Raw genomic sequence first — 26,361 nt, 5'->3', positions numbered from 1 at the left:
TTCTGGTCTCTCATCCGTGCCGACTTCACATCAACCTGCCCCAGGCCGGGTCCCACTGCACCCCTTCGGAAAGCTCGACGAAGATCGGCGGCTTGTCCGGTCCGCGGTTCTTGTTTTCAGCCATTCGGAAGGCGGCTTCGGGCTCCATTTCCTCGCCCGGAAAAATCGCGTCGTCTTCGGAGGGCTCGGCGATCTTGCGAATGAAGCCGCGGATCTGGTCGCCGGAGTGATAGAACTTGATGATGAGAGCGCCGGGCGCGGGTGCGCCGCCGTGATAACGGTAATAGGTATGCATGGGTCTCCTCCATAGTCAGAGCCTTATACCTGACGTCCGGGGAGCGGAAATGTTCCGGCGTGCGAGGCGTGATCGTGGATCAGGTCCTTTTGCCGGTCGGCCGGTGCGGCGTCTTGTTCCAGAAGAAGGGTTTTGACCGCAGCTCGATCACCGCCCGCCAGGCGGCGGCCGAGGTCATCATCCAGTAGAGCGGCACGCCGATCCAGCGCCAGCCGACCAGTCGCCGTTCGTGCTCGACCATCGGGCCTCTCCCGAGCCCGACGAAGATCAGATAACTGCCGAGGATGTTGATGGTGTCGATGATGAAAAGCAAAAGCACTCCGGCCGGAATGCCGTCCGCCGGCGCGTCCAGCATGGAATAAGTGCCAACGCCCATGAAGATGATGATCAGCGGATGCAGGAGCGACGAGACCAGCATACCGCCGATCATCAGCTGAAAGATGCAGAAGCCTCGAAAACCTATCTCGCCGATCAGCCGGCGCGGGTCGCGCATCAGCACCAGCCAGGTCTGCAGCCAGCCTTTGAACCAGCGGCTGCGCTGGCCCATCCACACGTGCATCGTGGTCGGCGCGCGTCTTCGAGCGTCTGGCGGGTGATGACATCCGAGCGATAACCGAGGCGGTACAGGCGAAAACCGAGATCGGCGTCCTCGGTGACGTTGAAGGGATCCCAGCCGCCGGCGGCACGCAGCGCTTGGGTTCGGAAATGATTGGACGTGCCGCCGAGCGGCAGCGGCATCTGTCTGCGCGCCAGCATCGGCAGCAGCCCGCGGAAGAGGCCGCAATATTCGAGCGAAAACAATGCGCTGATCCAGGATTCGCGGGCATTGGTGATGATCAGCGGCGCCTGAAGGCAGGCGACGTCCGCTGCCGAGGCGCGGAAGCGTGCATAGGCCTCGCGCAATTGCTGCGGATGCGGCCTGTCCTCTGCGTCGTAGATCACCAGAAACTCGCCTCGCGCAGCCATCATTGCATAGCTGAGCGCCTTGGGTTTCGTGCGCGGCGTCGCGGGCGGCACCTCGACGATCTCGAAATGTGAGGCGGGCTTCAGCACCTTCAGCACCGCAATCGTTTCCTGGTCGTCCGCCTCGCAGACGAGCTTGATGTCGAGCAGGGAGGGCGGCCAGTCGAGCCGCCCGAGGCTGGCTATCAGCTGTTCTGCCACCGCAGCTTCCCGGTAGAGCGCGACCATCACCGTGTAACAGGGAAGCGCATCCTCTCGAGGCGGCGCAGCTGGCGGGACCGGCCCTGCGAATTGTTGCCGGGTGAAGGCGGCGAGCCGCAGGACAAGGGACGCGAAATAGATCAGCGACAGAAGAATATGCAGGAAAAGCAGGGTCTCGATCGGCACTGCGATCAGCGCAAAGATAAGGGCGGCAAGTCCAAGTCCGGCATAAAACCCCTGAGAACCGGAGAGCACGATGCGGGCCGAAAACTCGGGAAAACGGTCGAAAAGCCCGTCAATCGTCTCGCGCACGCGCCGCGCCGCGCCGGTTCTCCAGACAGCTCCGCGGATTGCCGATGGAGTGGTGATCGCAAGGTCCTGCCCGAGCAGCGGCATTGCAAGCAGTGCCGCCTTGAGGTCGGCAAGCCGCATCGCTTCGGGCACGACCGCCACCTGCGGCGCCTTGTGCCGATGGTTGATCCTGATCTGGTTCGGGCGTTGCAACTGCGTGTCGAGCCCCGGCATATCGGCGACTGAGCCCGGATCGATCTCCGCGATGAAGGGTAGGCGAAGGTAACGTGCCATGGCGCCGTAATAGGCCGCCTCATCAACCTGACGGCTGTGAAGCAGCTCGCTTTCGATGCTGGTGCCGTTGCGCCGTGCCCTGTCAGTGAGCGTCGCAAGCAATGGCTTCGAGAAGCCGAGCGCCGAAAGGGCGACGAGTTCCGGATCGTCGGCTGCAGTGCTCTGGTCGGTCGGCGGATTTCCGATCAGCGCCGGATTATGCCGCGCATCGTCTTGCACCGGCAGCGCTGCTGGCGGATATTCCCCTAACCGCATGTTTCTGCTACACCGCCCGCAAGCGAACGCCCCAACCTGTCCCGATCTGGATCATAGAGATGCATCCCATGATTGCATCCCCGAAAATCAAGGGGTTTTTCAATCTTCTGCAGCTTTGCCTTGTAGCCGGCGGGATCGTTTCCGCCGCAATCCCGGCCCGTGCCGCCGAAGGCAGCAATCCGCTGCCTTTGATGTTCGATGCCAAGGAGCGGCTCGCCCGCCCTGATCTTTCCACGATCATCCGGGTGCGGATCCTGACGAGCGTCGATTTCCCGCCGTTCAATTTCGCCGACCAGACCGGCCGGCTTGCCGGCTTCAATATCGACCTCGCCCGTGAAATCTGTTCCGAACTGAAGATCGAGGCGAAGTGCCAGATCCAGGCGCTGCCCTTCGACGAGCTGGAAAAGACCCTGGAAGGCGGGGCCGGCGAAGCCGTCATCGCCGGCATTGCCGTGACGCCGGAGCGGCGCCAGCGGTTTGCCTTCTCGCGGCCGTATCTCGGCGTGCCGGCCCGTTTCGCCCGCAACCTGAAGGCCAGGATCGACGGCGATACGGCGGCAGCGCTTTCCGGCAAGCCGGTCGGCGTCGTCCGGGGCACCGCCCACGAGCTGATGCTGAAGGCGTTTTTCCCGAAGGTCACCGCCACGCCGTTCGACACTTACGAGGCGATGCTGGAGGCTTTGAAGATTGGCAAGGTGGATGCCGTCTTTTCCGATGGCCTGAGGCTGCCCTTCTGGGTCGCCGGCGAAGGTTCGGCGAAATGCTGCGCCCTCTTCGACGGTCCCTATCTCTCGGAGAAATTCCTCGGCGAAGGCCTGTCGATCATGCTGCGCAAGAACGACCCGCTTCTGACGGCCGCCGTCGACCAGGCGCTCAGCGTTCTGTCGCGCAACGGCCGCCTGCAGGACATCTACCTGCGTTATTTCCCGAACGGGCTTTACTGATCGGCGAGTAGGAGCAGTTTCCTACCCGCTATTCGAGCTCACTGGCTCGCCCAGATGATGCGGGCGATCCATTCCACGTCGGAGAGATCGAAGCTGCGGTTCGGATGTTCCGGGTTGAGCGAGAGCAATTCCACAGTCCGGGCGCTCTGGCGGGCGAGCACTTTTGCCATCACCTCGCCTTCCTTGGTCTTCAGCACCACCCGGTCGCCGCGGCGCACCTGCGCGCCCGGTTCGACGATCAGCACGTCGCCGTCGCGATAAAGCGGCATCATCGATTCGCCCTGGATTTCCAGCGCATAGACGCCGGCCTTGCGGGACGGGTCGACCGGAAATTCCACCACGTCCCAGCCCTGGCCGGCCGGAAACCCGCCATCGTCGAAAAAGCCGCCGGCGCCGGCCTGCGCAAATCCGAGCAGCGGGATGGAGCCGCCCTGCGGCGGGAAATTGCCGTCCGGTATCGAGGAGCGGCCGGGAACGGCGGGCAGGTAGCTCATGAACTGGTCGATCGTGGCACCCGTCGCTTCGAGCACCTTGGCGATCGATTCGGTCGAGGGCCAGCGCAGCCGCCCGTCCGGTCCGAGCCGTTTCGACTTGTTGAACGAGGTGGGATCGAGGCCGGCGCGCCGCGCCAGTCCGGAGGGCGTCAGCTGGTGGCGTTGGGCGAGCGTATCGATCGCGCTCCAGATCGTATCATGTGACAGCATCGTCGTCCGTACCCGTGACCGGTGCGCGAGACAAGCCGGACAAGCCAGCGCTCTGCGAACCTCTCGCCCTTGACCGATCAGACTTTTGTCGACCAGACTCTCGAACGCTCCGTTCCAGCGGGCTGCCGGCTCGCGCGCACCCGAATTTTAACGGAACCGCAGCTTCGCGTAAAGGGATGAGAGGAATAAAATCCTGTTCCCGCGGCGGCCCTCGTCAGGCCACCAGCGCCATGTTGATCTTGCCGAGCTTGATTACCGCCTGGGTGCGGCTGTCGACATTGAGCTTCAGGAGGATTGCCGACACATGCGCCTTGATGGTCGCCTCGGAGACGCCGAGTTCATAGGCGATCTGCTTGTTGAGCAGCCCCTCGCCGAGCATGGAAAGCACGCGGTTCTGCTGCGGCGTCAGCGTCTTCAGCCGCTCGATGATCTCGGTGAGGCCCGGATCTTCGTCCGGTGCGGTGAGGTAGCCTTCCGGCACCCAGATGTCGCCTCTCAGCACCGCCTGGATGCCGGCGCGGATATCGTCGAGCCCGGAGGATTTCGAGATGAAGCCGGAGGCGCCGAGTTCCAGCGCCCTGCGGATGGTGGCGCAATCGTCGCTGGCCGAGACGATGACGATCGGCAGGCCTGAAAATTCGGCGCGGAGCGACATCAGTCCGGAAAAGCCGCTGACCCCTGGCATCGCCAGGTCGAGCAGCATCAGGTCGGCATCGGGATTGTTTTCGGCCGCCCGTCGCGCCGCCTCGAAATCGCCAGCCTCGATGATCACGAGTTCTTCGGCAATGCCCCGCACCGAATGGCTGAGCGCGCCGCGAAACAGCGGGTGGTCGTCTGCGATGATGATCGTGAGTGTCTGCATTTCCACGCCCCCTCCCAAGAGCATAGTCGTGCCAATGAATCTTAGTAGGTTGTAAACCTCTCCCAGACCCGAAACAAGTGCGGGAAATCACGTACGATTGGGCTGTGGTTTATCGGGTTCTTTTTCGTTCGCGAACTCACCGACGATCGCCATGAAGCGCCGCATGAACTTCTCCATGATCGATAGCGACCGGTCGACTTCCGCATCGCTCGGCAGCGCTTTCGGCAAGGCATCCGGCGGGATGTTGCTGAGCCGCTCCTCGAGCGCGGTGACCCGTTTTGCCAGCCGGTCGAGTTCCTGTTCGTAGGCCGCCCTTTCGTCGGGCTGCATGCGGCAGGCGAGCGTGCCGTTCTCGTCGCGGCAGAGCGTCATCGCGCCGGTTTCGGTATCCAGCCGGACGATGCCGGTTTCGGTGCGCTGAAGCTGGAAACGGTTGGTCTGCGGCTGCTGCGCCGAGGCGGCGAGCGGCACGAGCAGTGCGCAAGTCGTCAATGCGAGCGTTTTCATGTTGTGGTCCTCCTGCTGTAACGGTGGACAAGCGCCGGGCTTTGCGGCAAACGGTCGGAGAATAGCAGGTCTCCGAGAGTTGATGATGACGGATATAGTGTACAAGATCGTGCCGGAAACGCTTTGGCGTCAGGCAAAGCAGAAAGGTGTCTTCGAAGGCGCCGAAATCGACCTGAAGGACGGCTTTATCCATTTTTCGACCGGGACACAGGCCAAGGAGACCGCCAGGCTGCATTTCGCCGGCGTCTCGGGCCTGATGCTGGTTGCGGTCGATGCAACCCTGCTCGGCGAGGAACTGAAATACGAAGCCTCGCGCGGCGGCGATCTTTTCCCGCATCTTTACGGCACGCTTCCGGTGTCCTCGGTCCTCTGGGAGATGCCGCTGCTGATCGGGGTCGACGGCCTGCATGCCTTTCCGGAGAAAATGCCATGATCGGCCCCTTCGCCGGACTTGCCTCGCGCAGCCTCTTTGTTTTCGATCCGGAAACCGCCCACGGCCTGTCGATCGCCGCGTTGAAGACCGGTCTCGTGCCCGCCTGCCGCTTGGCCGCTGATCCGCGGCTTGCCCAGACCGTCGCCGGAATCCGGTTTGCAAACCCGATTGGGCTTGCGGCCGGTTATGACAAGAACGCCGAGGTGCCGGACGCCATGCTGAAGCTCGGCTTCGGTTTTACCGAGATCGGCACCGTGACGCCGAAGGCTCAGACGGGCAACGACAAGCCGCGCATCTTCCGCCTGGTGGAGGACCGCGGCGTCATCAACCGGCTCGGCTTCAACAACGAGGGCCATGAGGCGGCGTTCACGCGCCTGACCGCGCGGCGCAATGCGCCGGGCATCGTCGGCGTCAATATCGGCGCCAACAAGGATGCGGTCGACAGGATCGCCGACTACGTCGCCGGCATTCGCAAATTTTATGCGCTCGCCAGCTATTTCACCGTCAACATCTCCTCGCCTAATACACCGGGCCTGCGCGATCTGCAGGCGCGGGACAGCCTGAAGGCGCTGCTTGAGGCCGTTCTCGCCGCCCGCGCGGAAGAAGCGCTGCGCCATGGCCACACCGTTCCGGTCTTCCTGAAGATCGCACCCGATCTGACCGAGGAGGGCCTCGACGACATCGCGGCCGAGGCGACCGCGCACCCGCTCGACGGGCTGATCGTTTCCAACACGACACTTGCCCGAGATGGACTGAAGGATCAGGCCCAGGCGAAGGAAGCGGGTGGTCTTTCGGGCGGGCCACTCTTCAAGCGCTCGACGGCCGTCCTCGCAAAAGTCCGCAAGCGCGTCGGGCCGGATCTCGCCGTCATCGGCGTCGGCGGCATTTCGAGTGCAGCGGATGCGCTTGAGAAGATCCGCGCCGGTGCCGACCTCGTGCAGCTCTATTCCTGCATGGTCTATGAAGGCCCCGGCCTGCCGGCGACGATCGTCAAGGGGCTCTCGAACCTTCTCGACCGGGAAAAGGTCTCCTCGATCCGCGAGTTGCGGGATACCCGCCTCGATCAATGGGCGGAGACGAAACTCTGACGCGCCTTGCGCGGCACCATGGCTGCCAGGAAAAAGCCGCGCATCAGCAGGAACAGGTTGAGCGACAACCAGAGCCCGTGATTGCCGATCATCGGCACGAGCACGGCGAGACTGACGCAATAGCCCGCGAATGACGCAAGCATCATGTTGCGCATCTCGCGCGACCAGGTGGCGCCGATGAATACGCCATCCATCTGGAAGGCGAGCGCGCCGGACAAGCCCGTTACGGCTGCCCAGCCGAGATAGACATAAGCCTCCCGCCGCACGTCTTGCGAGGTGGTCAGAAGCTCGATGATCGGCTGGCCGAAGACCACGAAGAACAGCCCGACCACGCCCGCCATCACGAAGGACCAGAGGCCGGTCAGTTTCAGCGCCCGATCGAAGGACGGTCGGTACTTCGCGCCCACCGCTCGGCCGGCGAGCTGTTCGGCGGCGCCCGCGAGCCCGTCGAGGAAGAAGGCCGAGAGCATGAAGATGTTCATCAGCACCGCATTCGCCGCCAGCGTCACAGCCCCGAAGCTCGATCCGACGCGGGTCAGCACCGCAAATGCGCCGTTCAATATCAGCGAGCGGATCAGGATATCGGCATTGAGCTGGAAAAGCTGGCGCAGCTTGGCCGCATCGAAAATGTCCGCGCGCGTCGGCCGGTAAGCGGCGGAAAATTGCCGGCTGACGATGACGAGGCCGATCACCACGGCGGTCACTTCCGCCGCCGCGGTCGCCCAGGCGACGCCCGCCACACCCCAGCCCAACACCAGGCCGAACAGGATGGCGAGCACAATATTGGTGCCGTTGAGGATGATCTGCAGCGTCAGCCCGAGCACGCCCTGGCCCCGCCCGAGGACGAAACCGAGGATCGCGAAGTTAGCGAAGGTCGCCGGGCTGGTCAGCACCCGGATCGCGAAATAACGCCGTGTCACCTCGGCGACGGTCGGATCGCTGGTCATCATGTCCGGCGCGTATCGAAGGATTAGCGGCGAGAGCGCCAGCATGATCACGCCAAGGCCAAGCGCGCTCAAGAAGGCTCGCCAGAATACCGCCTGCTGCTCTCTATTGTCTCCTCGGCCGAACGCCTGCGCCACCAGTCCGGTGGTCGAGGTGCGGAAAAAGCTGAGGCTGCCATAGATGAGGTCGAAGAGGATGGCGCCGATCGCCAGACCTGCCAGCGCCTCCGCCTGGCCGAGCTGACCGACCACCGCCGTATCGGTAAGGCCGAGCAGCGGCGTCGTCAGGAACCCGAGCGTCATCGGAATGGCGATGCCGAGCACCAGCCGGTGCGTTACGTCGAACGGCTTTACCGACCCAGTCTCGTGGTTACGCCCCCCGCTCTCCATCGGTCAGCCGGAAAGGACCATGGCCCAATAGGGCCGGGCGCCAACGGATGTGCGTGCCATGGCAACCCCGAGCCCCCGGTAGGAGCCGAGCATGTTTTCGAGATGTTTCGGCGAGTCGATCCAGGCCTGCACGGCGGCCACGACCGTATCCTGACCGCTGGCGATGTTTTCGGCTGCGGGCAGCGCCACGTCATTGCTCTTCATCCGGGCGCCAAAATCGTCGCCGAAACCGATCAGGTGCTTCATTTCGTTGGCTTTCGCCATACGAACCGCCTGGCGGGCCGCTGCCTTGCGGGCCGGCATGTCGAGCGTCAGTGTGGACAGGCCACGGCTCTGCCGCAGCTTGTTGACCATCGGAAGCGCTGCTTGCGTTTCGTCCTCGGCGCCGGCCGTCGGCGTCAGGACTGATGTGGTGGAACAGCCGGCAAGCACCAGCGCCATGCCGGAAAAGACGAGAAGGTCCCGCCGGGAAGGTTTGATCAGTGAAGTCATGTCAGCGGCGGTAGCTCATCAGGCGCAGGATAACGAAGATCGGAATGACGATGATCGCGCCGAGCACGAGATAATTGCCGACCCGTCCGAGCGCCCGGAAGCCGTTATACCAGAGGTCCAGGAACCAGTAGCGGATCTCGCTGACAATATTGTCCGGCGTGAAGCCGAAGAATGCCAGCACGAAACCCACCACCAGGCACACCACGATCAACTTGATGATCGTGCGACCTGGCGTATCGCCCAGGAACTTGTTGACCCCGTCCGCCATCCTTGTCCTTCTCCGAATTGCCCATGAGAGATAGTCGGCAGCCGTTGCCACCGCAAGCGTTTCCCCTCAGATAGAACTTGAGTTTTTTTGTGGCTTCGGCAAAGAACCTCCACCTTAGAGGATCGTCCATGTCGCCCAGCCCGTTTTCCAGCCAATTCTCCTCGGGCGATGCCACCGCCGATCGCCGCGCCGATTATGCCCGCATGCTGGCGGAGGGCGGAGATTTCGCGGCGGCTGCGGAGCTGATCGAACAGGCGCTCGAACTGACGCCCGCCTGGGCCGCCGGCTGGTTCCGGCTCGGCGAATATCGCGACAAGGCTGGTCTCGGCACGGCCGCGGACGCCTATCGCCAGACACTGGCCCTGCGGCCGGACGATGTGTTCGGGGCCCGCCTGAAGCTCGCGCTGATCGGCGCCGAGCAGACGCCAGACCGGCCGCCGAGCCGTTATGTCGAAGGCCTGTTCGACGACTATGCCGACCGGTTCGATACCGCGCTCGTCGAAAAGCTCGGCTATTCCGTGCCCGGCAAGCTGGCGGCGCTGGTCACACCGCACGGACCTTTCCGCAATACCGTCGATCTCGGCTGCGGCACCGGCCTGTTCGGTGCCGAAATCCGTGGCAGGACCGAGCGCCTTGGAGGTTTCGACATTTCGCTCAACATGCTCGCTAAGGCGCGGGCCAAGGGCCTTTACGACCATCTCGGCCAGTCCGACCTCAGTCTCGCATCGAACGAATCCGGCCTCTTCGGCGACCTGGCGGCCCACCGCGCCGATCTGGTCTCGGCAGCCGACGTGCTGATGTATCTGGGCTCGCTCGAAACCGTCTTCCCGCTGGTGCTTGAGCTGTTGTCGCCGGCTGGTCTCTTCGCGTTCTCGGTCGAGGATGCGGGCGAGGGGGAGGGTTTCGTGTTGCGGGATTCCCTGCGCTATGCTCATTCCGAGGCTTTTATCCGCGCGCTGCTTTCCCGCTTCGGCCTTGATTTGCTCAAGGTGGAAAACACCGTCATTCGCATGGATGCCGGAAAACCCGTCCACGGCATTCTGTTTCTGTCGCGAAAGCGCGGCTGAACCCGCCGTTTCTTGCTTTTTTCCGTGCCCGCCGATGAACGCTTGAAGACCCTTGCCGACGGTTTTATTGCAGTGCAATATCACCGAAAACCTGAGGGGTTCAAATTGGCTGAGCAGCAGAGGCGCGGTCTCGGATTTTACAGCGCCGATCCGGCACAACACACGCTGCTGGAAGATGGGCAAGGCCTGTTCATCGGCGCCATGGTGTCGGCGCTCGGCTTCTATTTCTTAAACGAGGTCGGCCTTCTGACCGGTGGCACGGCGGGCGTCGCCTTCCTGCTGCATTATGCGTTCGGCATTTCGTTCGGCCTGCTGTTCTTCATCGTCAACCTGCCGTTCTACTACCTGTCGTTCAAGCGCCTGGGCCTTGCCTTCTCGCTGAAGACCTTCATCGCCATCGCGCTGGTCTCGGTCATCACCGAACTGGAAAGCCATTTCTTCCTGATCCAGTACCTGCACCCATTCTGGGCAGCCCTGCTCGGCGGCCTGGTGCTCGGTTACGGCCTGCTCGGGCTTTACCGCCACCGCGCCTCGCTGGGCGGGGTGGGCATCCTCGCGATCTATATCCAGGAGCGCTTCGGCATCCAGGCGGGCCTCATCCAGCTTGCCTTCGACCTCTGCGTCATGCTCTGCGCTTTCGCGGTGGTTTCGCCCGTCACCGTCGCGTGGTCGGTGCTGGGCGCCGTTGTCCTCAATCTCGTGCTGGCCATCAATCACCGCTCCGACCGGTATATCGTCGCGCGGTGATCGAGGTGGCAGGGTGGATCAGGCGGCCTTGCTGGCCGGCTTGTCGACCGGATGCTGGTTGCGGAAGCCGACTGCCAGCCGGTTCCAGGTGTTGATGACGCCGAGAGCGACGGTGATCTTGACGATCTCTTCCTCAGTGAAATGCGCCTTCAACGCGTCGAAGGCGGCATCCGGAATGCCGGTATCGGCGATGCGGGTCACGGCATCGACCCAGCCGAGCAGGGCGCGTTCCTTGTCGTCATAGACCGGCGATTCCCACCAGACGCACATCATGTTGATCCACTGTTCGGAAAGGCCGTCATGCCGTGATTCCTTCACATGCATGTCGACGCAATAGGCGCAGCCATTGATCTGCGAAGCGCGCAGCTTGATGAGGTGGATGAAGCGGCGCTCCAGACCGGAAGCCTGCACGTAGTTTTCGAGTGCCGTGACGGCCTTGACGGCTTCCGGGGCGGCCTTGAGCATGTTGAGACGCTGATGCATGGGTCTTCTCCTTTGGTTATGGCCGCCTTCGGCGTGCCTATGGCCCGGTTACCGGGCGGTTCTGCGTTCATTGATTTCCAGGAAGGCGCAGCCGCGCGCGGCGATGCCGCCGTCGTCGGTTGCGCTGAGGTCCGCCAGGATGTCGGCGATCGTCACCTTGGCGAGTTCGGCGCGATAGGCCTTTTCGGCCTTCAGCATTGCGGCATTGATGCCGCAGGGTTTGGTGAAATAGCGGCCCGGCAGCGGGTTCGGTCCCCGTTGACGGATTTCGGCGCAGCGGAAGGCCGGCGCCGGTCCTTCGACGGCGAGCACGATATCGAGGAGCGTGATCCCCGCCGGCTTCTTCGCGAGCCGGTATCCGCCCTTTGGACCCGGCACCGTTTCCACCAGCCTGGCGCCCGAAAGCGCCTGGAGGTGTTTCAGCAGGTAGCTGGTCGAAACCCCGTGGAATTCCGCCAGCGCCGCAGCCGACAGGACGCCGCCCTCGGTAAGGCTCGACATCATGCTGATGCTGTGGATCGCCTGTTCGACGCCGTCGCCGAGTTTCATCGCTTGATCTCCATATCGTGGATAAAATTTATCCACGATTATCGCGTCATCGTCAAGCCCCTTCTTTTTCGCGCGCTTTCTCTTAACTTAGCGGCGTGGATATCGTCGAAACCCATTCTCCCGGCCGTGACGCCGCGCTTCTGCCCCGGCCGTTCCAGAAATGGTTCGCGGAGAAGGGCTGGCAGCCGCGCGCCCATCAGCTGGAATTGCTGTCGCGCTCCACATCCGGCGAAAACATGCTGCTGATCGCACCGACTGGCGCCGGCAAGACGCTTGCCGGTTTCCTGCCGTCGCTGACCGACCTCACGCGGCGCGGCAGAATCCCGCCCGGCTCCGCCTTCACCGGCATCCACACGCTCTACATCTCGCCCTTGAAGGCGCTCGCGGTCGATATCGAGCGCAACCTGATGAAGCCCGTCTTCGAAATGGGCCTGGATATCTCGATCGAGAACCGCACCGGTGACACGCCGCAGGCCAAACGCCAGCGCCAGAAGCTCAACCCGCCGGATATCCTGCTGACCACTCCGGAACAGGTGGCCCTGCTGCTGGCCAACAAGGAGGCCGAGCGTTTCTTCAAGGACCTGAAATACGTGATCCTCGACGAGCTGCATTCGCTGGTCACCTCCAAGCGCGGCCACCTCCTGTCGCTCGGCCTTGCCCGCATCCGCAAGCACGCGCCGCACATGCGCACGATCGGCCTCTCGGCCACCGTCTCCGATCCCATGGACCTGCAGCGCTGGCTGGTCTCGCAGGGTGAAAACCCCGCCCCGCCCGCCGGCCTCGTGCATGTCACAGGCGGCGCGGCACCCGATATCACCATCATGCGCACCGAGGACCGCATCCCCTGGTCCGGCCACGTCTCGACCTATGCGATCCCCGAGGTCTACGAGGAGATCAAGCGCCACAAGACGACGCTGATCTTCGTCAATACCCGCTTCCAGGCGGAACTGCTGTTCCAGACGCTGTGGACAATCAACGAGGACAACCTTCCGATCGCGCTGCATCACGGCTCGCTCGATGCCGGCCAGCGCCGCAAGGTCGAGGCCGCCATGGCGGCCAACAAGCTGCGGGCCGTCGTCGCCACTTCCACGCTCGATCTCGGCATGGACTGGGGCGATGTCGATCTCGTCGTGCATGTCGGCGCGCCGAAGGGTGCTTCCCGCCTTGCCCAGCGCATCGGCCGCTCGAACCACCGCATGGACGAACCGTCGAAGGCGATCCTGGTGCCGGCCAACCGCTTCGAAGTGATGGAATGCCAGGCAGCGCTCGACGCCAATTATCTCGGCGCCCAGGATACGCCGCCGGTCGGCGAGGGCGCGCTCGATGTGCTCGCCCAGCACGTGCTCGGCATGGCCTGCGCCGAACCTTTCGACCCGGTCGAGCTCTATGACGAGATCACCTCGGCCTCGCCCTATGCCACCCTCTCCTGGGAAATGTTCGAGCGCATCGTCGATTTTGTCGCGACCGGCGGTTATGCGCTGCGCTCCTATGAGCGTTACGCCAAGATCCGCAAGACCAAGGAAGGCCGCTGGCGGGTCTCCAACCCGGCCGTCGCCCAGCAATACCGTTTGAACCTCGGCACGATCGTCGAGGCGACCGAGCTCAATGTCCGTCTGGTGAAACGTAACGCCAAGGGTACGGTCGGCCGGGGCGGCATGTCGCTCGGCAAGGTCGAGGAATATTTCCTCGAACAGCTGGTCCAGGGCGATACCTTCCTGTTTGCCGGCAAGGTGCTTCGTTTCGAAGGCATCCGCGAGAACGAATGCCTCGTCTCCAATGCCTTTTCGCTCGATCCGAAAATCCCCGCCTATGCGGGCGGGAAGTTTCCGCTCTCCACCTATCTCGCCGACCAGGTGCGCGGCATGCTCGCCGATCCCGATCGCTGGGGCGTGCTGCCGGACCAGGTCCGCGACTGGCTGAACATCCAGCGCGAGCGCTCCATGCTGCCGGCCAAGGATGAGCTTCTCATCGAGACCTTTCCGCGCGGGAAACGGTTCTTCATGATCGCCTATTGTTTCGAAGGGCGATTGGCGCACCAGACGCTCGGCATGCTGCTGACACGCCGTCTGGAACGCATGGGCGCCTACCCGCTCGGTTTCGTCGCCACCGATTATTCGCTGGCCATCTGGGGCCTCAACGACATCGGCGCGATGATCCGCGCTGGTCGCCTGAGCCTCTCCGACCTTTTCGACGAGGACATGCTCGGCGACGATCTCGAAGCCTGGCTTGACGAAAGCTATATGCTGAAGCGCACCTTCCGCAATTGCGCGGTGATTTCCGGCCTGATCGAGCGCCGCCATCCGGGCAAGGAAAAGACCGGACGGCAGGTCACCGTCTCGACCGATCTCATCTACGACGTGCTGCGCAGCCACGAGCCGGATCACGTGCTTCTGGAGGCGACGCGGCGGGATGCGGCATCCGGTCTTTTGGATCTTGCCCGATTAGGCGATATGCTGGCGCGAATCAGGGGGCACATCACCCACCGCGATCTCGACCACGTTTCGCCGCTCGCCATCCCGATCATGCTGGAGATCGGCAAAGAGCCGGTACCGGGCGAGGCGCATGACGCGGTGCTGCAGGAAGCCGCCGACGAACTGATCGCGGAGGCGCTTGGCTGATGCGGTACGCTGGACTGGAAGACATTGAATTGATGCACCGCCTCGCTTTGGCGCGAACGATCACAGGGGGACCTGCCGCAACCGGTGCGGAAGAGATCGTCGTGAACGGCGTCATCGCCGTCTGCGATCCGCTCGGAGGTCTTTACCTGCCCGAAACCGGCCTGCTCGTCGTCTCCGACCTGCATCTGGAAAAGGGTGCTGCCTTTGCCCGCCGCGGCATGATGCTGCCGCCCTACGATACGATCGCCACGCTCAACATCCTGTCGGCCGTCATCGCCCGCTACGACCCGAAGATCGTCGTCTCGCTCGGCGACAATTTCCACGATCGCAAGGGCTCGGAGCATCTTGCCCCCGACCTGCGTTCGCTGATCACGACCATGGCGCGCGGCCGCGACTGGATCTGGATCAACGGCAACCATGATCCGGACGGCACGGTCGACCTGCCCGGCACCTGCATCGACGAACTCTTTTATGGCGGCCTCGTCTTCCGCCACGAGCCGAGCCTGATTTCCGGCCCAGGCGGGAGCAAGGGAGAGATCGCCGGCCACCTGCATCCGTCGGCCACCGTCCGCCGCCGCGAAAAATCCGTCCGCCGCCCGTGTTTCGCGAGCGACGGCAACCGCCTCCTCATGCCGGCCTTCGGCGTGCTGGCCGGCGGCCTCGATCTGCGCCATCGTGCCATGCACGGCCTGTTCGACCGCGAGGCCCTAGTCGCACATCTTCTCGGCCGCGACCGCATCTATTCGGTCCGCTACGGCAACCTGATCGGCTGATCGTCTAAAGCGTGCCGCGATCCTTCGGATTCGCTCGACACCCTTCAAGTCTTTGTTTTACGCATGTCGTTATCGCAAAACCGCTGCACACTTTTGCGCGACATGCTTTGGTTTAAACCTGTCCAAGCGCCCTACCACATGCGCGGACGCGGATGCCATCCATCATCGACAGCCCTGACGACGCCGAACAGGCTGGACTGACAACGATTCACCAGATCCGACAACCAGCATTCTGCTTAGGGAAACCTGTCGAGATGAAACGATACCCAATCCTCATGCTCGACCGCATTGAGGGTTATGCGGTGACCGCCAAGCAGGAGGGTCGGAGCGTTCAGTGCAGTTCGTAGAATGGACGGTTTGGTGCGAACGTGCCCGACATAACGGCAACTGTCGCCGTCGCGAAATTCGGTGACATTGTAGTCGACCAGCGCCAAGACTGTCGTGCCGGCGGCGAGTTCTCCTTTTAGGCCTTCAAATACGGTCATCATTCGCTGTCCCCCGGGGCCAAGGGAGCATTGTGCGCCGCAATATCGAAGGTGTAAAGCACCGCATGACCGGCCGGTTTTGAACCAACGTCCGCAGCCAGCGCCGGCGTAGATCAGATATCACCGATAAACCAGCACCGGCGTCTTGGAATGTGCCAGCACCTTCATTGTCACGCTGCCGAGCATGAAGGCCTTGAAGCCGGAGCGGCCGTGCGAGGCCATGGCGATGACGTCGCAATTATAGGTGCCGGCGGTGTCGATGACGGCGCTCGCCGGGTCGACGCTGCCAAGCTTCACCGTTTCGCAGGCGACGAGCCGCTGTTTAGCCGCTTCCTTGGCGTCGGCGAGAATACGGTCGGCCGCCTCGTTGTTCTGCCGGTCATATTCCGCATAGGCGACTTCCATGCCGGTCGGATTGAGCGTGAAGACCTGTAGCGGTTCCATCACCACCAGAATGGTGGCTTCCGCACCGATTTCGTGGGCGAAGTCGAGCGCCTTTTCCAGCGCGCCGGTCGAAAGCGGAGAGCCATCGGTCGGAATGAGAACGTGTTTGAACATCTGTGCCTCCTTCTAGTTGGTGGCATCGTCGCAGTTCCCCCGGGATCGCTCATTGATCCAAAGCAAACCGCAACAGCCACAGGTTCAGGACGACGCAATCACATGCCCGGACCATGGATTGATCCCATTCCGCAGCCAGCGAACGGTATCCTGCCAGAAGCCTTGCCTGTGCCGGGAATGGAACAGGCTGAAATGCCCGATGGCGGCCAGACCGTAGTTCTCCGGCTTCAGCAGCACCTGCGTCATCTGGGCATTGCGGTAATAACCGAGCGTGCGCCGGATCGCCGCCACGGTGCCGATATCGTCGTCCGACATCGTGACCGCCAGGATCGGCGCCGTCACCGCCTCGAACCGCCGCAGCACGTCGCTTCGCTCCTCGGCCGGATGGGTCAGCTCCATCCGTGCCCCGCGAAAACTCCATTCGTTGGCCACGCCCGCCGGCAGGTCCTCCAGCCATCCGAGACGCTTTCCAGGGAAATAGCCGAAGGCGGCAGTCAGCGCCGGCATTACCACATGCCATTTGAGGAACAGCCGCAGGCGACGGCCGCTGGCATAGTCCGGCCAGTAGGCATATTGCGCGCCCATGGTCAGCATCCGGTCGATGCGTTTGGCCATCGGCGAAAGCCCCGGCAGGTAGCCGCCGATACTGTGGCCGACCACATAAAGCGGTTGGCCCGACCGGATGGTATCCATGAACCTCAGCGCCGCATCGAAATCCTGCTCGCCCCATTCCCGCCAGCGATAACCGCATCCTTTCAGGCTTTCGGGACGCGAAAGGCCGATGCCGCGATAGTCGTAGGTCAGAACGTCGAAACCTTCGCCGGCCAGGAAGTCGGCGTAATAGTGGTAATAACGGGCGAGCACCCCGGTTGCCGGATTGACGATGACGCTGCCGATGGCGGAGGACCGGGCCGGCCAGAGGTGTCCGTGGAGAGTGATGCCGTCCCGGCAGACCATGTCGACCGGCTCCCCGGCGGGACGCGACGATCGGGCGTCGCCGTCGCTTTGCCGAACCGCGGGCGCTTCGCATTCCATATTGGCCATCGTCCTTCTCCCTGGAACGGTGACCATATATCGCGCTTCGCGAGGTGCAATTAGCCGAAGGGAGAAGGCGGCTCAGATCTCCCCGGAAACTTCACGCCGCCGCCGGTCGAGTTCTTCCGCGTAGCGCCGCAGCGTGTGGCTTTCGCTGAGCTGTCCCACGACCTTGCGTTCGACCTGGTTGTTGACGACCGCCAGCGCTTCCGCCTCCAGCCTATCGAAGATCGCCGCCGCCTGTTTGGCGTTCATCGAGCGCAGCAGCACGTCGTTCTTATATTTGACGAAGGAGGCAAGTGTCGGTTTTTCCGCCGCATCCTCGGTGGGCGCCGCATAGATGTCCGGCAGAAGCACCATGCCGGCATATTTCTCCGCATCGTCGAGGAGGATGACGCGCTGGGTTGAGCCGAGCGGGAAGTCGTTGCGGAATTGCTCGATGCTCATGGAAATCGGCGCGGTGCGGACGTCGGCGCGCATCATCCGTTCGACGGTCAGGTTGCGGATCCAGCCGATGTCATGGGCGCTGCGGATGCTTTCCCCGCGCAGATGGAAGCGCCAGGTGGCGAACGAATAACCGAACGTGTTGCGGACGGTCAGCGAGGAGGTGATCACGGCCGCAAGCGCCAGTACGGTGATCGGAAAGTCGCCGGTGATTTCGAGCGCCAGGAACGTCATCGTCAGCGGCCCGCCGATCACCGCCACCGCCATCGCGCTCATGCCGACGACCGCATAGATGACCGGCGTCAGCGTCGCGTGGGCGAAAATATAAGGCGCCGAATAGGCGAAGATCTTGCCGAGCAGCGCTCCCATGAACAGGGACGCGAAGAACAGGCCGCCGCGAAAGCCGGAACCGATAGACACCGCCGATGCCAGCGATTTCAGCGCCAGGATTGCAAGCAGCGCCGGGATCGTCGGGTTCTGGCTGAGATTGAGATGCAGCGCGCCATGGCCCGCCGCCATCACCTGCTGGTCGACCAGCCCCAGGAGCCCGATCAGGATACCGCCGATCGCCGGCCGGAAGGCGGGTGAAAGCGAGCTCTTGCGCGCCGTCTCCTCGACGAAGGTGACGCCTTTCATGAGCAGGATGCCGCCGCCGGCGCAGAAGGCGCCGAGCAGGATCGCCGGCAGGTAATCCGCCGGCACGACGGCGCCGAAATCGCCGACGTCGATCAGGAATTCCTCGCCGAAGAACAGCCGGGTAACGATCGTCGCGACCAGCGCGGAGACGACGACCGGCGTCAGGCTCATGATCGTATAGGTGCCGATGATCAGCTCGAAGGCATAAAAGGCACCTGTTAGCGGCGCGTTAAAGGCTGCTGCGATCGCGCCGGACGCACCGCAGCCGACGAGGATGCGCAGATCCGACCGGCGCAATTGCAGCAGCAGCCCGATCTTTGAAGCGATCCCGGAGGAAAGCTGCGTATATCCCGCCTCCAGCCCGACGGACGCGCCAAAACCGTTCGAAACCAGGTTCTGGATCGCGACGAGAATGCTGTCGGTCAGGGACAGGCGTCCGCCATGCAGCGCGTTCGCCTCGATCGGATCGACCATCGGCTTCTTGCGCCAGCGCCGCAGGATCAGGAACAACAGGCCAAGAAGGGCTCCGCCGCAGATCGGTGCGAGCAGAATGGCCAGCCGGTTGATATCGGTTGCCGAGCTCAGCCTCTCGCCGCCGCCGAGTTCGAAGATCGCCCGGTGCATTTCCTGGGAGAGGAAACTCATGCCGGCGATCGCCAGCCCGGAGAGCACGCCGACCAAGGCCGCAACGGCGATGAGCCCGAATTCGCTACGCCGGACGAGTACCCGCAACTGGCCCGGATTGAGGAGAACCCGGGCGGAGGGCAGGAGGGAGGAGAACCGGCTGAACATGAACATCTTGCAGAAACGAGTTGGCGCGTCTCTAGCGCAAATATCCCTTCAGGCCAATAATCAATCCCTTGATACCCTTGCCTGCGGCGTCAGGCCGCCTTGCCCACCGCGTAGGTGAGGATCACGGCGCCGTTGGCCGCTGCGGTGGAGTTCAGCAGTTTGAGCTCGGCCTGGTGCCCGGTTTTCTTGAAGAGCGGATTGCCGGAGCCGAGAACTACCGGCGCGATGCAGAGCCGGTATTCGTCGACGAGGCCTTCTTTCATCAGCGATGCCACCAGTTCGGCGCTGCCGAAGATGAAGATCGTCTTGCCGTCCGCGGCCTTCAGCCCGGTGAGTTCGCCGACGGGATCGCTGACGACCCGGGTATTGTTCCAGGGGGCGTCCTTGATCGTCTTCGACACGGCGATCTTGGCGATATTGTTCATGTAGTTCTTGACCTTGCCGCCTTCTTCGGCGGTCGGCCAATAGGCTGCCATGCCCTCATAGGTCTTGCGGCCGAACACCAGGAGATCGCCTTCCTCGCCGAATTGTTCGGAGAGCTTTTCCAGCTCCGGCCCCCAGGCATAGTTGTGGAAGGCGAGGTCCCAGGGCTTCTCTCCCTCGAAATAACCGTCGAGGCTCATCAGGTTCCAGACTACCAGCTTTCTCATGTCATCCTCCGTCGCGTTTAAACCAGTTGCAAAAAGCAAGCAGTTGAAAGCTAACCAAACTGATTGTAGAATGCAAGCAGTATTGGAGAAAAAAATGAACGAAGCCTATCGGTCGGGTTGCCCGATCAATCTGACGCTGGAGGTTCTCGGAGATCGCTGGAGCCTGATCGTCATCCGCGACATCATGTTCGGCAATCGCCGCCACTTTCGCGAACTGCTGCAGAATTCCGAGGAAGGCATCGCTTCCAACATCCTTGCCGACCGGCTGAAGCGGCTGGTGGAGCGAGGCCTGCTTTCCCGCGAGGACGATCCGAGCCACAAGCAGAAAGGGATCTACAGCCTCACGGAGATGTCGATCCGGCTGGTGCCGATCTTTGCGGAGATGGGCGCCTGGGGCCGCCGTTTCATGCCGGTGTCCGAAGAGCTCTCGATCCGGGCGCAATTGCTGGAGGAAGGCGGGCGGCCGCTCTGGGAGGATTTCATGGACGAACTGCGCGTCCTGCACCTGCATGCGCCGCGCGATCCGGCCAAGCCTTCCGTCTTCGACCGCCTGCGCGCTGCCTATCTCGAAATCGTCGCCCGCAACGCGGCGGCGGCCGACGCTGCGGAATGATCAGTCCTTGCGGAAGACGATGCTGGCGCCCCAGCCGGTGATGACGGCGATCAGCACGCAAAGGAAACCGTAGGCGAACGGACGGTCGTGGGCCGCGTCGGTGATCGCCTGTTCGATGCCGGTCTTGACGACCCGCAGCGGCATTTCCCGCTGATTGATCAGCTCGCCGCTCTTGAACAGGTAGGCGCGCACCATGTGCATCCCGTCGGGGATGTTGGCCGGCAGTTTTAGCGAGGCGCGAAACAGGCTCGACGAGACGAAGCGCACGCCGCTCGTGTCGCGCTGGTAAAGCCCGTTTGTCAGCTTCAGGCGCCGATAGGCGTCGCGGAACTCGCCGATCATGCCGGAATCGGGGATGTAGCCGACCGGGTTCAGGGCGAGGTGGTCGATGCCGACGCCGATATTGTTGAGGCTCGGTGCCTCGTCGATGGTGTCGATCATCCGGGTGCTGGCCAGCGAATAACTTTCCGGCACCTGTTCGAAGGTCATGCCCTCGGTGTTCATCCAGATCCCGAAGACGCGCTCCTTCTTGCGCACCGTCGCATAGTCCTTCGGCCCTTCGAGCGTCACCACCACGTCATACTGGCCGATCGCCAGGAACAGCTCGTCCGCATTGGTGAGCGCCCCGAAAATGGTGAGGTCGGCGCCGCGGAAATCAGACGTGATGGCGATTTCGCTGGTCGAGGCGCCGATCTCCAGCCCTTCCTTCACCGCCGATGCCTGCCCGAACGGCACCTGCGCCGCGGCCGGCGAGGCGAGCGCGAAAAACGGCAGCAGCAGGGCGGCGCGGAGGAGCTTGCGCATCAGTAGGACATCCCCCCGACCGCGACCGAATAGACGTCGTCCGGCGTGACGATCAGCCCGATCGCCAGACGGATGCCGACGGCAAGCACGAGCAGCGCCAGGAGCGCGCGCAGCTGTTCGCCGCGCAGCTTCTGCCCGACGCGGACCCCGTATTGCGCGCCGATCACGCCGGCGACCATCAGGATCGTGGCGAGCACGATGTCGACCGAATAGTTGGTCGCCGCCTGCACCATGGTCGTATAGGCGGTGACGAAGATGATCTGGAACAGCGAGGTCCCGACGACGACATTGGTCGGGATGCGTAAGAGATAGATCATCGCCGGCACCATGATGAAGCCGCCGCCGACACCCATGATCGAGGTCAGCACGCCGATGCCGAAGCCGAGCCCGACGATCGGAATGGCGGAAAGATAGATCTTCGACTTCTTGAACCGCATCTTCAGCGGCAGCCGGTGCACCCAGTTGTGCTGGCCCGGCCGTTTCAACGGCAGCGGCTCCTTGTTCTTCGCCCGCCTGAGCGCGCGCAGGCTCTCCTGCAGCATCAGCGCCCCGATCGAGCCGAGCAGCACGACGTAGAGGATCGAGATGAACAGATCGAGCTGGCCGACGCGCCGGAGCCAGGAGAAGACCCAGACGCCCGCCGTCGCCCCCGCAAGACCGCCGACCAAAAGCACTGAACCGAGCTTCATGTCGAGCGTGCCGCGCCTGAAATGGGTGATCGCGCCCGAGATCGACGAAGCGACCACTTGGTTGGCGCCGGTCGCGACCGCCACGACGGGCGGGATGTTGTAGAAGATCAGCAGTGGCGTGATCAGGAATCCGCCGCCGACGCCGAACATGCCGGAGAGAAAGCCGACGGCCGCGCCCATGCCCAGAATAATGAAGATGTTCACCGACAGCTCTGCGATCGGCAGGTAGACAGTCACGGCAGAACCTCGACACGGCAAAAAGCGACGCCCTCGCGGGCGCTCGCGATGTGGTTGTCCGCCCGGTGCGGCGAAGGAAACGTGATCTCACATGCCATGTGAACAGGGCATGAAGGACTTCATCCGTCATGCGCCCGGGCTTGGCCGCAAGTCAATTCGCAAGTGTCAGATAATGCGGCAATTTTGCCGTTTTTGTGCGGGCGTGATTAATATCCCGCAACTCCCCTATATCGGTCGGGTAAGTCGACTTACTTGTTCTTCGCAAGTAGTTCCTTGACCAGCGCATCGGTGATCCTGCCGTTCGGTTCCTGGCCGACCGAAGTCTGGAAGGCCTTAATCGCGGTCACGGTCTTGGCGCCCATCTTGCCGTCGGCGGTGCCGGCGTCAAAACCGCTCTTGTTGAGGATCGCCTGGATGTTGCGGATCGCCTTTTCCATGTCGACCGAGCCCGTGGTGAGCGGCTTGCCGGAAGCCCATTCGTCCGGAAGATTGACGGAGTTGGCCTTCGGGTCGAGCGGCTTCACCTTCCACTGGTCGACCTTGGCGCGGGCGCTTTCGAGCTGTTCCTTGCGCATGGCGTTGCCCACTTCGTCGCGCTTCTGGGCGGCGTCCTTGTCGCCTCCCTTGGCCGCAACCGCGAACCACTTGTAGGATTCCTCGAGATCCTGCTTCACGCCGTTGCCGCGGGCAAGCAGGATGGCGAGGTTGAACTGGCTGTCGGCGACGCCGAAGTCGGCGGCCTGGCGGAACCAGGTGACGGCGGCGGCATAGTCCGGCTGGCCGGCGGCGCCCGATGCATAGAGCACGGCGAGATTGTGCATGGCGCTGGCATTGCCGGCATCGGCGGCCTGCTTGTAATAGGTCATCGCCTTGGTCAGGTCGCGGGAGACGCCCGTGCCCTTTTCGAAGATATTGGCGAGCCGGTATTGCGCCGGTGCCAGGCCGCGGTCGGCGGCAAGCTTGTACCAGTTGGCGGCCTCCGACAGATCGCTCTTTACGCCCTTTCCATCGGTAAAGCGTGCGCCGATCTCAAAGAGGGCGTTCGCATCGCCGCCAGCGGCGGCGTCGGCCAGCGACTTGGGTTCGATGCCGACGGGCACCACGATCGCAGCCGGAGCCGTGACCTTGGGGGCGGCGGCGAACGTGTTCGCAGTAGCCGGCGCATTGCCCGACTGTTCCATGATGGAAGGAGCGCCCGACGCGGGCCGCGGGTCGGTCAGATGGTTTGCGGCAACCGCCGGGGCAGGGGCCTGTTCGGCGGGTTGCGTCGGCGCAGCTGCGGTGTTCGTGTCGCCGTCGGCGCCATCGGTCGCGGCCTGGTCTTCGACCGTCGGGACCTCGTTGCTGCCGGTGACGTTGGCCGGTGCAACCGGCCGCGCCGGCGCCTGGATCGTCGCGGCCGGTACTGCTGGAGCCTTCGTGCCGCTGGTCAGCGTCTTGGCGAGCGGCATCGCCATCAGCACCAGAAGGACGGCACCGACAGCCATCAGGATCGGCCGGCGATGCTGCGAAAGCATGGCGCCGAAGCCCTTGTTGGCGGATGCCTTGGCGGCCTTGCGCATTTCCTTGGACGACGAGCCGACCTGCGAGGGATCGGTTTCCTGGGCAGCGGCCTTGGCGGCGCGGCGAGCGGCGGCGATATAGTCGGCGCGTTCGGCGGCACTCGTCCGGTCTGTGTCGAATTCGCCGGGGGCCTGGCTGGCGCGAACCCGCTCGAGGATCTTCTTGACGTCCGGGGCGCCGGATCCCGGCTCCAGAAGGTCGTTTTGGCGATCTGCCGGCAGCACGTCGGAAGGATCGAGCGGCGGCGTCGGCTCGATGACGGTGCGGCCGCCCTTCGGCGCCTCGGCCTTTCCGCCGGGCAGGAAGCGGCGGGAAAGCTCGGTCAGCAAGCTGGTCTTGGCCGCCTTGTCCCTGGCGGGGGTGTCCTTGGTGACGATTTTGGCGTCGGCATAGTCGGCGCGAAGTACGGTCTCGTCGGAATGCGTTTCTCCAGGGGCCTTCGCGCGGTGGCCAAAGGTTGCGGCCGGTTGTTCGTTCGCCTCAGCCTCCGCGAGCTCGTAGCTCATCAGCTCTTCGGCAGCGGCAACGGAAAGCTGTGCGGCTGCCGGCATGGCCGGGGCAGGGCGGGTTTCGTAACGCGCCGGTTCTTCATGATAGCGATCCCGCTCCGCATGGGCGGAGGAGACGAAACGTTCTTCCATGCCGTCCAGCCGGTCGGCGATCTGCACCAGGGTGCCGTGCAGGGCTTCGAAGGTCTGGTGGGTGCGGTCGTCCGAATGGCGCGTCAGGTCTTCGAGATGGCGAAGGTCGTCCGCAAGCGCCGACAGTGCCGCCATGTCGGCGGCGACACCCGGCCCACCTGCCATGCCGTTGCGGGAATAGGCCTCCACCACCGTCTCGGCGGCCTGGCGGGCAGCCTCGATGATGTATTCGTCATTGGTCGCCATATAGCTTTCGAGCGCCGTCATGCGGTTTTCGAATTCGGCGGGAAGAGCGCCGCCGCCATGCTGCGGCTGGCTGATCAGCACCGAAAGATGGGCGATCTGGTCTTCGAGACTGCGAAGCGCGCCGTCGTCGCCACGCGGCGAAGCCGTCGCCTCGTCAAGCCGGGCGGCAATGTCGGTCAGCCGGTCTTCGATCCGCCCGAACGCATTCTCGTCCAATGCCGACTGGGCATGCGGCTGATAACCGATCTCCTCGATCCGGCGGGCGAGATAGTCGAGCCGTTCGGCGAGCACGTCGTTGACACTGCCCTGTTCCAACCCGTCGATCTTGCGGGAAATGTCGGCAAGATAGGCTGAAAGCTCTGGGTCCTGGGAGGGCTTCTGGGCCTGTTCGAGGATCAGCGAAAGCTGCTCGAGCCGCTCTTCCAGGCGCATGGCCGCCTGTTCGTCGGTGAGTTCCTCGATCCGGCCGGTCAGCGCTTCGATGCGGGCGGAGAGCATTTCGGCCGGGTCGGTCTGGGTGTGGGTTACCCGGCCTATGGCTTCGATCTGGTCGGCGAGCGCGCTGATGCGGCCATCCAGACGCTGCAGGAAGGACTGGTCGATCGAGGCTGAGGCCGAGGCGCGGCTGCCGGCGGCAATCGCACGGCTGATCTCGTCCAGCCGCTCGTCGAGCGTTGCGAACTGTTCGGCAATGACCGAATCGTTCGGCTGCATGCGTGAGCCGAGCTGCTCCATGGCGCTCGCGACCGTGATCAGTTTCTGTTCGAGCGCGCGGATGACCGGGCTGTCGCTCATCTCGCCGAGCTGGCCCTTGATGTCGTCGATCCGGTAGGCGAGCGAGACGAGCTCCTCGCGCAGCGCCGTGGAGTCGAGATCGTGCATGCGATCTTCGAGACCCTGCCAGCGGGTTTCCATCCGCCGTACCGAATCCTCGCGGGCAAGGCCGTCCATGACGGCGCGCAGTTCCTCGAATTCGCGGCGCAGGCCGGCCGCCTCCGGCGTCGCCTGGTAGCCGAGTTGGCTGATGCCTTCGGCAAGCCGGGCAAGGTCGCCGCGCAGATCCTCGTTGAAGTTCTGGTCTTCGGCAATGGATTTGATCGAGCGGATTTCGGAGCGCAACGCGCTCATTTCGCGGGCGACGCTTTCGGAAATATCCTGCTTCAGCTCCTGGCGCAGGCTGACCAGCGCCTGGGCGATATCGCGCATGCCATTGTCTGCCTGCGGCTGCGGCACCGGTATGCGCGGGGGCTGTGGGGCCGGACGGCGGGGTTCCTCGCGGCGCGGGGCCGGCGCGATCGGGCGCTGTTCGGTATAACGGGGTGCTTCCGCGCGCACGGGCGCCTGGCGAGCCGGCGGGCGGTAAGCTTCCGGCGGGCGCAGTTCGGTTCGGCGGGGCTCGGCATACCGTGGCTCCTCCCGGCGCAGGCTCTCCTGTCGCCGCTCCGGCGCACGCTGGCGCTCGGGCCGAACGCTGCGGTCACGGCTGGCATCGAGCATGCGCTGGCGTTCGCGGATCTCGGCAAGGGGGTCGCTTGCGAATTGCGGTTCGCGATAGGCGGACGCTGCGGCCGGCCGGCGGTCGTGGCGCGGATCGATGGCTTTCGCCGGCTGGGCATCACGCGCGGTGCCCGACATCAACCCCTCGATACGCGCCTCGAGCCCTTCGATGGTGCGGTTCAACGCATCCAGGGAAGAGCGGTCGCCGGGACGGGAAGGGGTCGATCGTGATCCGTTCATGTGCTCGCTCGTTTCGACGTTGTACCTGCGGGCTCTCGTAACGGGCCGTGTTCAGGGATAGGG

The 26,361-nt window shown here is 63.6% G+C and carries 27 protein-coding genes; 8 read left to right on the top strand and 19 right to left on the bottom strand.

Annotation, left to right across the window (positions count from 1 at the left end; translation table 11 throughout):
• Positions 1-25 precede the first annotated feature (25 nt).
• The 3 genes from ACZ9IU_RS28835 to ACZ9IU_RS28825 form a co-directional block, all read right to left on the bottom strand.
• The gene (locus ACZ9IU_RS28835; RefSeq protein WP_040124451.1) at positions 26-295 is read right to left on the bottom strand and encodes a hypothetical protein; all 270 of its coding nucleotides are present in this window, start codon (positions 293-295) and stop codon (positions 26-28) included.
• Positions 296-374: 79 nt separating this feature from the next.
• Positions 375-842, bottom strand: a complete 468-nt coding sequence (locus ACZ9IU_RS28830; RefSeq protein ID WP_498957834.1) for a hypothetical protein — start codon at positions 840-842, stop codon at positions 375-377.
• Positions 788-2,299 carry a glycosyltransferase gene (locus ACZ9IU_RS28825; RefSeq protein WP_498957833.1) on the bottom strand — a complete coding sequence of 504 codons (1,512 nt, stop codon included), beginning with the start codon at positions 2,297-2,299 and terminating at the stop codon, positions 788-790. The genes ACZ9IU_RS28830 and ACZ9IU_RS28825 overlap by 55 nt, the downstream gene beginning before the upstream one ends.
• 68 nt (positions 2,300-2,367) lie before the next feature.
• Between ACZ9IU_RS28825 and ACZ9IU_RS28820 the strand changes: the two genes are divergently transcribed.
• Positions 2,368-3,243: a transporter substrate-binding domain-containing protein gene (locus tag ACZ9IU_RS28820; RefSeq protein WP_244447602.1), complete on the top strand. Its 876-nt coding sequence runs from the start codon at positions 2,368-2,370 to the stop codon at positions 3,241-3,243.
• 38 nt (positions 3,244-3,281) lie between these two features.
• Here the strand turns inward: ACZ9IU_RS28820 and ACZ9IU_RS28815 are convergent, their stop codons facing one another.
• The 3 genes from ACZ9IU_RS28815 to ACZ9IU_RS28805 all read right to left on the bottom strand — a co-directional run bounded on the left by ACZ9IU_RS28815 (position 3,282) and on the right by ACZ9IU_RS28805 (position 5,316).
• Entirely contained in the window at positions 3,282-3,947 is a 666-nt protein-coding gene (locus ACZ9IU_RS28815) for a S24 family peptidase (protein ID WP_040124456.1), read from the bottom strand.
• A gap of 214 nt (positions 3,948-4,161) precedes the next feature.
• Positions 4,162-4,809 (bottom strand): response regulator, encoded by a 648-nt coding sequence (locus ACZ9IU_RS28810; protein ID WP_040124457.1) that lies wholly within the window; start codon positions 4,807-4,809, stop codon positions 4,162-4,164.
• A gap of 87 nt (positions 4,810-4,896) precedes the next feature.
• Positions 4,897-5,316, bottom strand: a complete 420-nt coding sequence (locus ACZ9IU_RS28805; RefSeq protein WP_040124458.1) for a hypothetical protein — start codon at positions 5,314-5,316, stop codon at positions 4,897-4,899.
• 82 nt (positions 5,317-5,398) lie between these two features.
• On the opposite strand from ACZ9IU_RS28805, the gene ACZ9IU_RS28800 reads away from it, so the two are divergent.
• Both ACZ9IU_RS28800 and ACZ9IU_RS28795 read left to right on the top strand, forming a co-directional pair.
• Entirely contained in the window at positions 5,399-5,749 is a 351-nt protein-coding gene (locus tag ACZ9IU_RS28800) for a DUF952 domain-containing protein (protein WP_173426776.1), read from the top strand.
• A complete protein-coding gene (locus ACZ9IU_RS28795) occupies positions 5,746-6,837 on the top strand; it encodes a quinone-dependent dihydroorotate dehydrogenase (RefSeq protein WP_040124460.1) in 1,092 nt (363 codons plus the stop codon). Before ACZ9IU_RS28800 ends, ACZ9IU_RS28795 begins: the two co-directional genes overlap by 4 nt.
• On the opposite strand, the gene ACZ9IU_RS28790 is transcribed toward ACZ9IU_RS28795, so the two are convergent.
• From ACZ9IU_RS28790 to ACZ9IU_RS28780, 3 genes are read right to left on the bottom strand one after another with little or no spacing between them, the layout of a single operon-like run.
• Complete coding sequence (locus tag ACZ9IU_RS28790; protein ID WP_040124461.1) at positions 6,813-8,171, bottom strand: MATE family efflux transporter; 1,359 nt, start codon at positions 8,169-8,171, stop codon at positions 6,813-6,815. The genes ACZ9IU_RS28795 and ACZ9IU_RS28790 overlap by 25 nt on opposite strands.
• Before the next feature lie 3 nt (positions 8,172-8,174).
• Complete coding sequence (locus ACZ9IU_RS28785) at positions 8,175-8,663, bottom strand: CAP domain-containing protein (RefSeq protein WP_040124463.1); 489 nt, start codon at positions 8,661-8,663, stop codon at positions 8,175-8,177.
• A 1-nt stretch (position 8,664) separates the two neighbouring features.
• Positions 8,665-8,931: a DUF6460 domain-containing protein gene (locus ACZ9IU_RS28780; protein WP_040124464.1), complete on the bottom strand. Its 267-nt coding sequence runs from the start codon at positions 8,929-8,931 to the stop codon at positions 8,665-8,667.
• A gap of 128 nt (positions 8,932-9,059) precedes the next feature.
• On the opposite strand from ACZ9IU_RS28780, the gene ACZ9IU_RS28775 reads away from it, so the two are divergent.
• Together ACZ9IU_RS28775 and ACZ9IU_RS28770 are read left to right on the top strand one after the other, a co-directional pair.
• Positions 9,060-9,998 (top strand): class I SAM-dependent DNA methyltransferase, encoded by a 939-nt coding sequence (locus ACZ9IU_RS28775; protein WP_040124465.1) that lies wholly within the window; start codon positions 9,060-9,062, stop codon positions 9,996-9,998.
• Positions 9,999-10,103: 105 nt separating this feature from the next.
• Entirely contained in the window at positions 10,104-10,745 is a 642-nt protein-coding gene (locus ACZ9IU_RS28770; protein WP_040125725.1) for a YitT family protein, read from the top strand.
• An 18-nt stretch (positions 10,746-10,763) separates the two neighbouring features.
• Here ACZ9IU_RS28770 and ACZ9IU_RS28765 read toward each other — a convergent pair whose 3' ends face one another.
• Together ACZ9IU_RS28765 and ACZ9IU_RS28760 are read right to left on the bottom strand one after the other, a co-directional pair.
• Positions 10,764-11,228: a carboxymuconolactone decarboxylase family protein gene (locus ACZ9IU_RS28765; RefSeq protein WP_040124467.1), complete on the bottom strand. Its 465-nt coding sequence runs from the start codon at positions 11,226-11,228 to the stop codon at positions 10,764-10,766.
• Between the two features lie 48 nt (positions 11,229-11,276).
• A complete protein-coding gene (locus tag ACZ9IU_RS28760) occupies positions 11,277-11,777 on the bottom strand; it encodes an Rrf2 family transcriptional regulator (RefSeq protein WP_040124468.1) in 501 nt (166 codons plus the stop codon).
• Positions 11,778-11,872: 95 nt separating this feature from the next.
• Between ACZ9IU_RS28760 and ACZ9IU_RS28755 the strand changes: the two genes are divergently transcribed.
• Entirely contained in the window at positions 11,873-14,395 is a 2,523-nt protein-coding gene (locus ACZ9IU_RS28755; RefSeq protein ID WP_051900383.1) for a ligase-associated DNA damage response DEXH box helicase, read from the top strand.
• Between the two features lie 32 nt (positions 14,396-14,427).
• Positions 14,428-15,168: a ligase-associated DNA damage response endonuclease PdeM gene (gene pdeM / locus ACZ9IU_RS28750; protein ID WP_040124470.1), complete on the top strand. Its 741-nt coding sequence runs from the start codon at positions 14,428-14,430 to the stop codon at positions 15,166-15,168.
• 236 nt (positions 15,169-15,404) lie between these two features.
• On the opposite strand, the gene ACZ9IU_RS28745 is transcribed toward pdeM, so the two are convergent.
• From ACZ9IU_RS28745 to ACZ9IU_RS28725, 5 genes are all read right to left on the bottom strand, one after another.
• Complete coding sequence (locus ACZ9IU_RS28745; protein ID WP_040124472.1) at positions 15,405-15,656, bottom strand: hypothetical protein; 252 nt, start codon at positions 15,654-15,656, stop codon at positions 15,405-15,407.
• A 117-nt stretch (positions 15,657-15,773) separates the two neighbouring features.
• Positions 15,774-16,211 (bottom strand): universal stress protein, encoded by a 438-nt coding sequence (locus ACZ9IU_RS28740; protein WP_040124474.1) that lies wholly within the window; start codon positions 16,209-16,211, stop codon positions 15,774-15,776.
• Positions 16,212-16,295: 84 nt separating this feature from the next.
• Positions 16,296-17,246, bottom strand: a complete 951-nt coding sequence (locus ACZ9IU_RS28735; protein ID WP_051900687.1) for an alpha/beta hydrolase family protein — start codon at positions 17,244-17,246, stop codon at positions 16,296-16,298.
• 81 nt (positions 17,247-17,327) lie between these two features.
• On the bottom strand, positions 17,328-19,118 hold the full coding sequence (locus ACZ9IU_RS28730) for a chloride channel protein (protein WP_051900385.1): 1,791 nt from the start codon (positions 19,116-19,118) through the stop codon (positions 17,328-17,330).
• Between the two features lie 89 nt (positions 19,119-19,207).
• On the bottom strand, positions 19,208-19,768 hold the full coding sequence (locus tag ACZ9IU_RS28725; protein ID WP_040124477.1) for a dihydrofolate reductase family protein: 561 nt from the start codon (positions 19,766-19,768) through the stop codon (positions 19,208-19,210).
• A gap of 94 nt (positions 19,769-19,862) precedes the next feature.
• Here ACZ9IU_RS28725 and ACZ9IU_RS28720 point away from each other — a divergent pair, with 94 nt between their 5' ends.
• Positions 19,863-20,381, top strand: a complete 519-nt coding sequence (locus ACZ9IU_RS28720; RefSeq protein ID WP_040124479.1) for a winged helix-turn-helix transcriptional regulator — start codon at positions 19,863-19,865, stop codon at positions 20,379-20,381.
• On the opposite strand, the gene ACZ9IU_RS28715 is transcribed toward ACZ9IU_RS28720, so the two are convergent.
• The 3 genes from ACZ9IU_RS28715 to ACZ9IU_RS28705 all read right to left on the bottom strand — a co-directional run bounded on the left by ACZ9IU_RS28715 (position 20,382) and on the right by ACZ9IU_RS28705 (position 26,298).
• On the bottom strand, positions 20,382-21,185 hold the full coding sequence (locus ACZ9IU_RS28715; protein ID WP_040124480.1) for a TIGR02186 family protein: 804 nt from the start codon (positions 21,183-21,185) through the stop codon (positions 20,382-20,384).
• Positions 21,185-22,111, bottom strand: coding sequence for a sulfite exporter TauE/SafE family protein (locus ACZ9IU_RS28710; RefSeq protein ID WP_040124482.1), 927 nt, complete (start codon positions 22,109-22,111; stop codon positions 21,185-21,187). Before ACZ9IU_RS28710 ends, ACZ9IU_RS28715 begins: the two co-directional genes overlap by 1 nt.
• Before the next feature lie 248 nt (positions 22,112-22,359).
• Entirely contained in the window at positions 22,360-26,298 is a 3,939-nt protein-coding gene (locus tag ACZ9IU_RS28705; RefSeq protein ID WP_040124483.1) for a peptidoglycan-binding protein, read from the bottom strand.
• Positions 26,299-26,361 lie beyond the last annotated feature (63 nt).

It is taken from the genome of Mesorhizobium sp. USDA 4132 (assembly GCF_056279545.1).
Note: the sequence above shows the minus strand (reverse complement) of the source record. Positions and strands in the feature narration are given on the sequence as shown.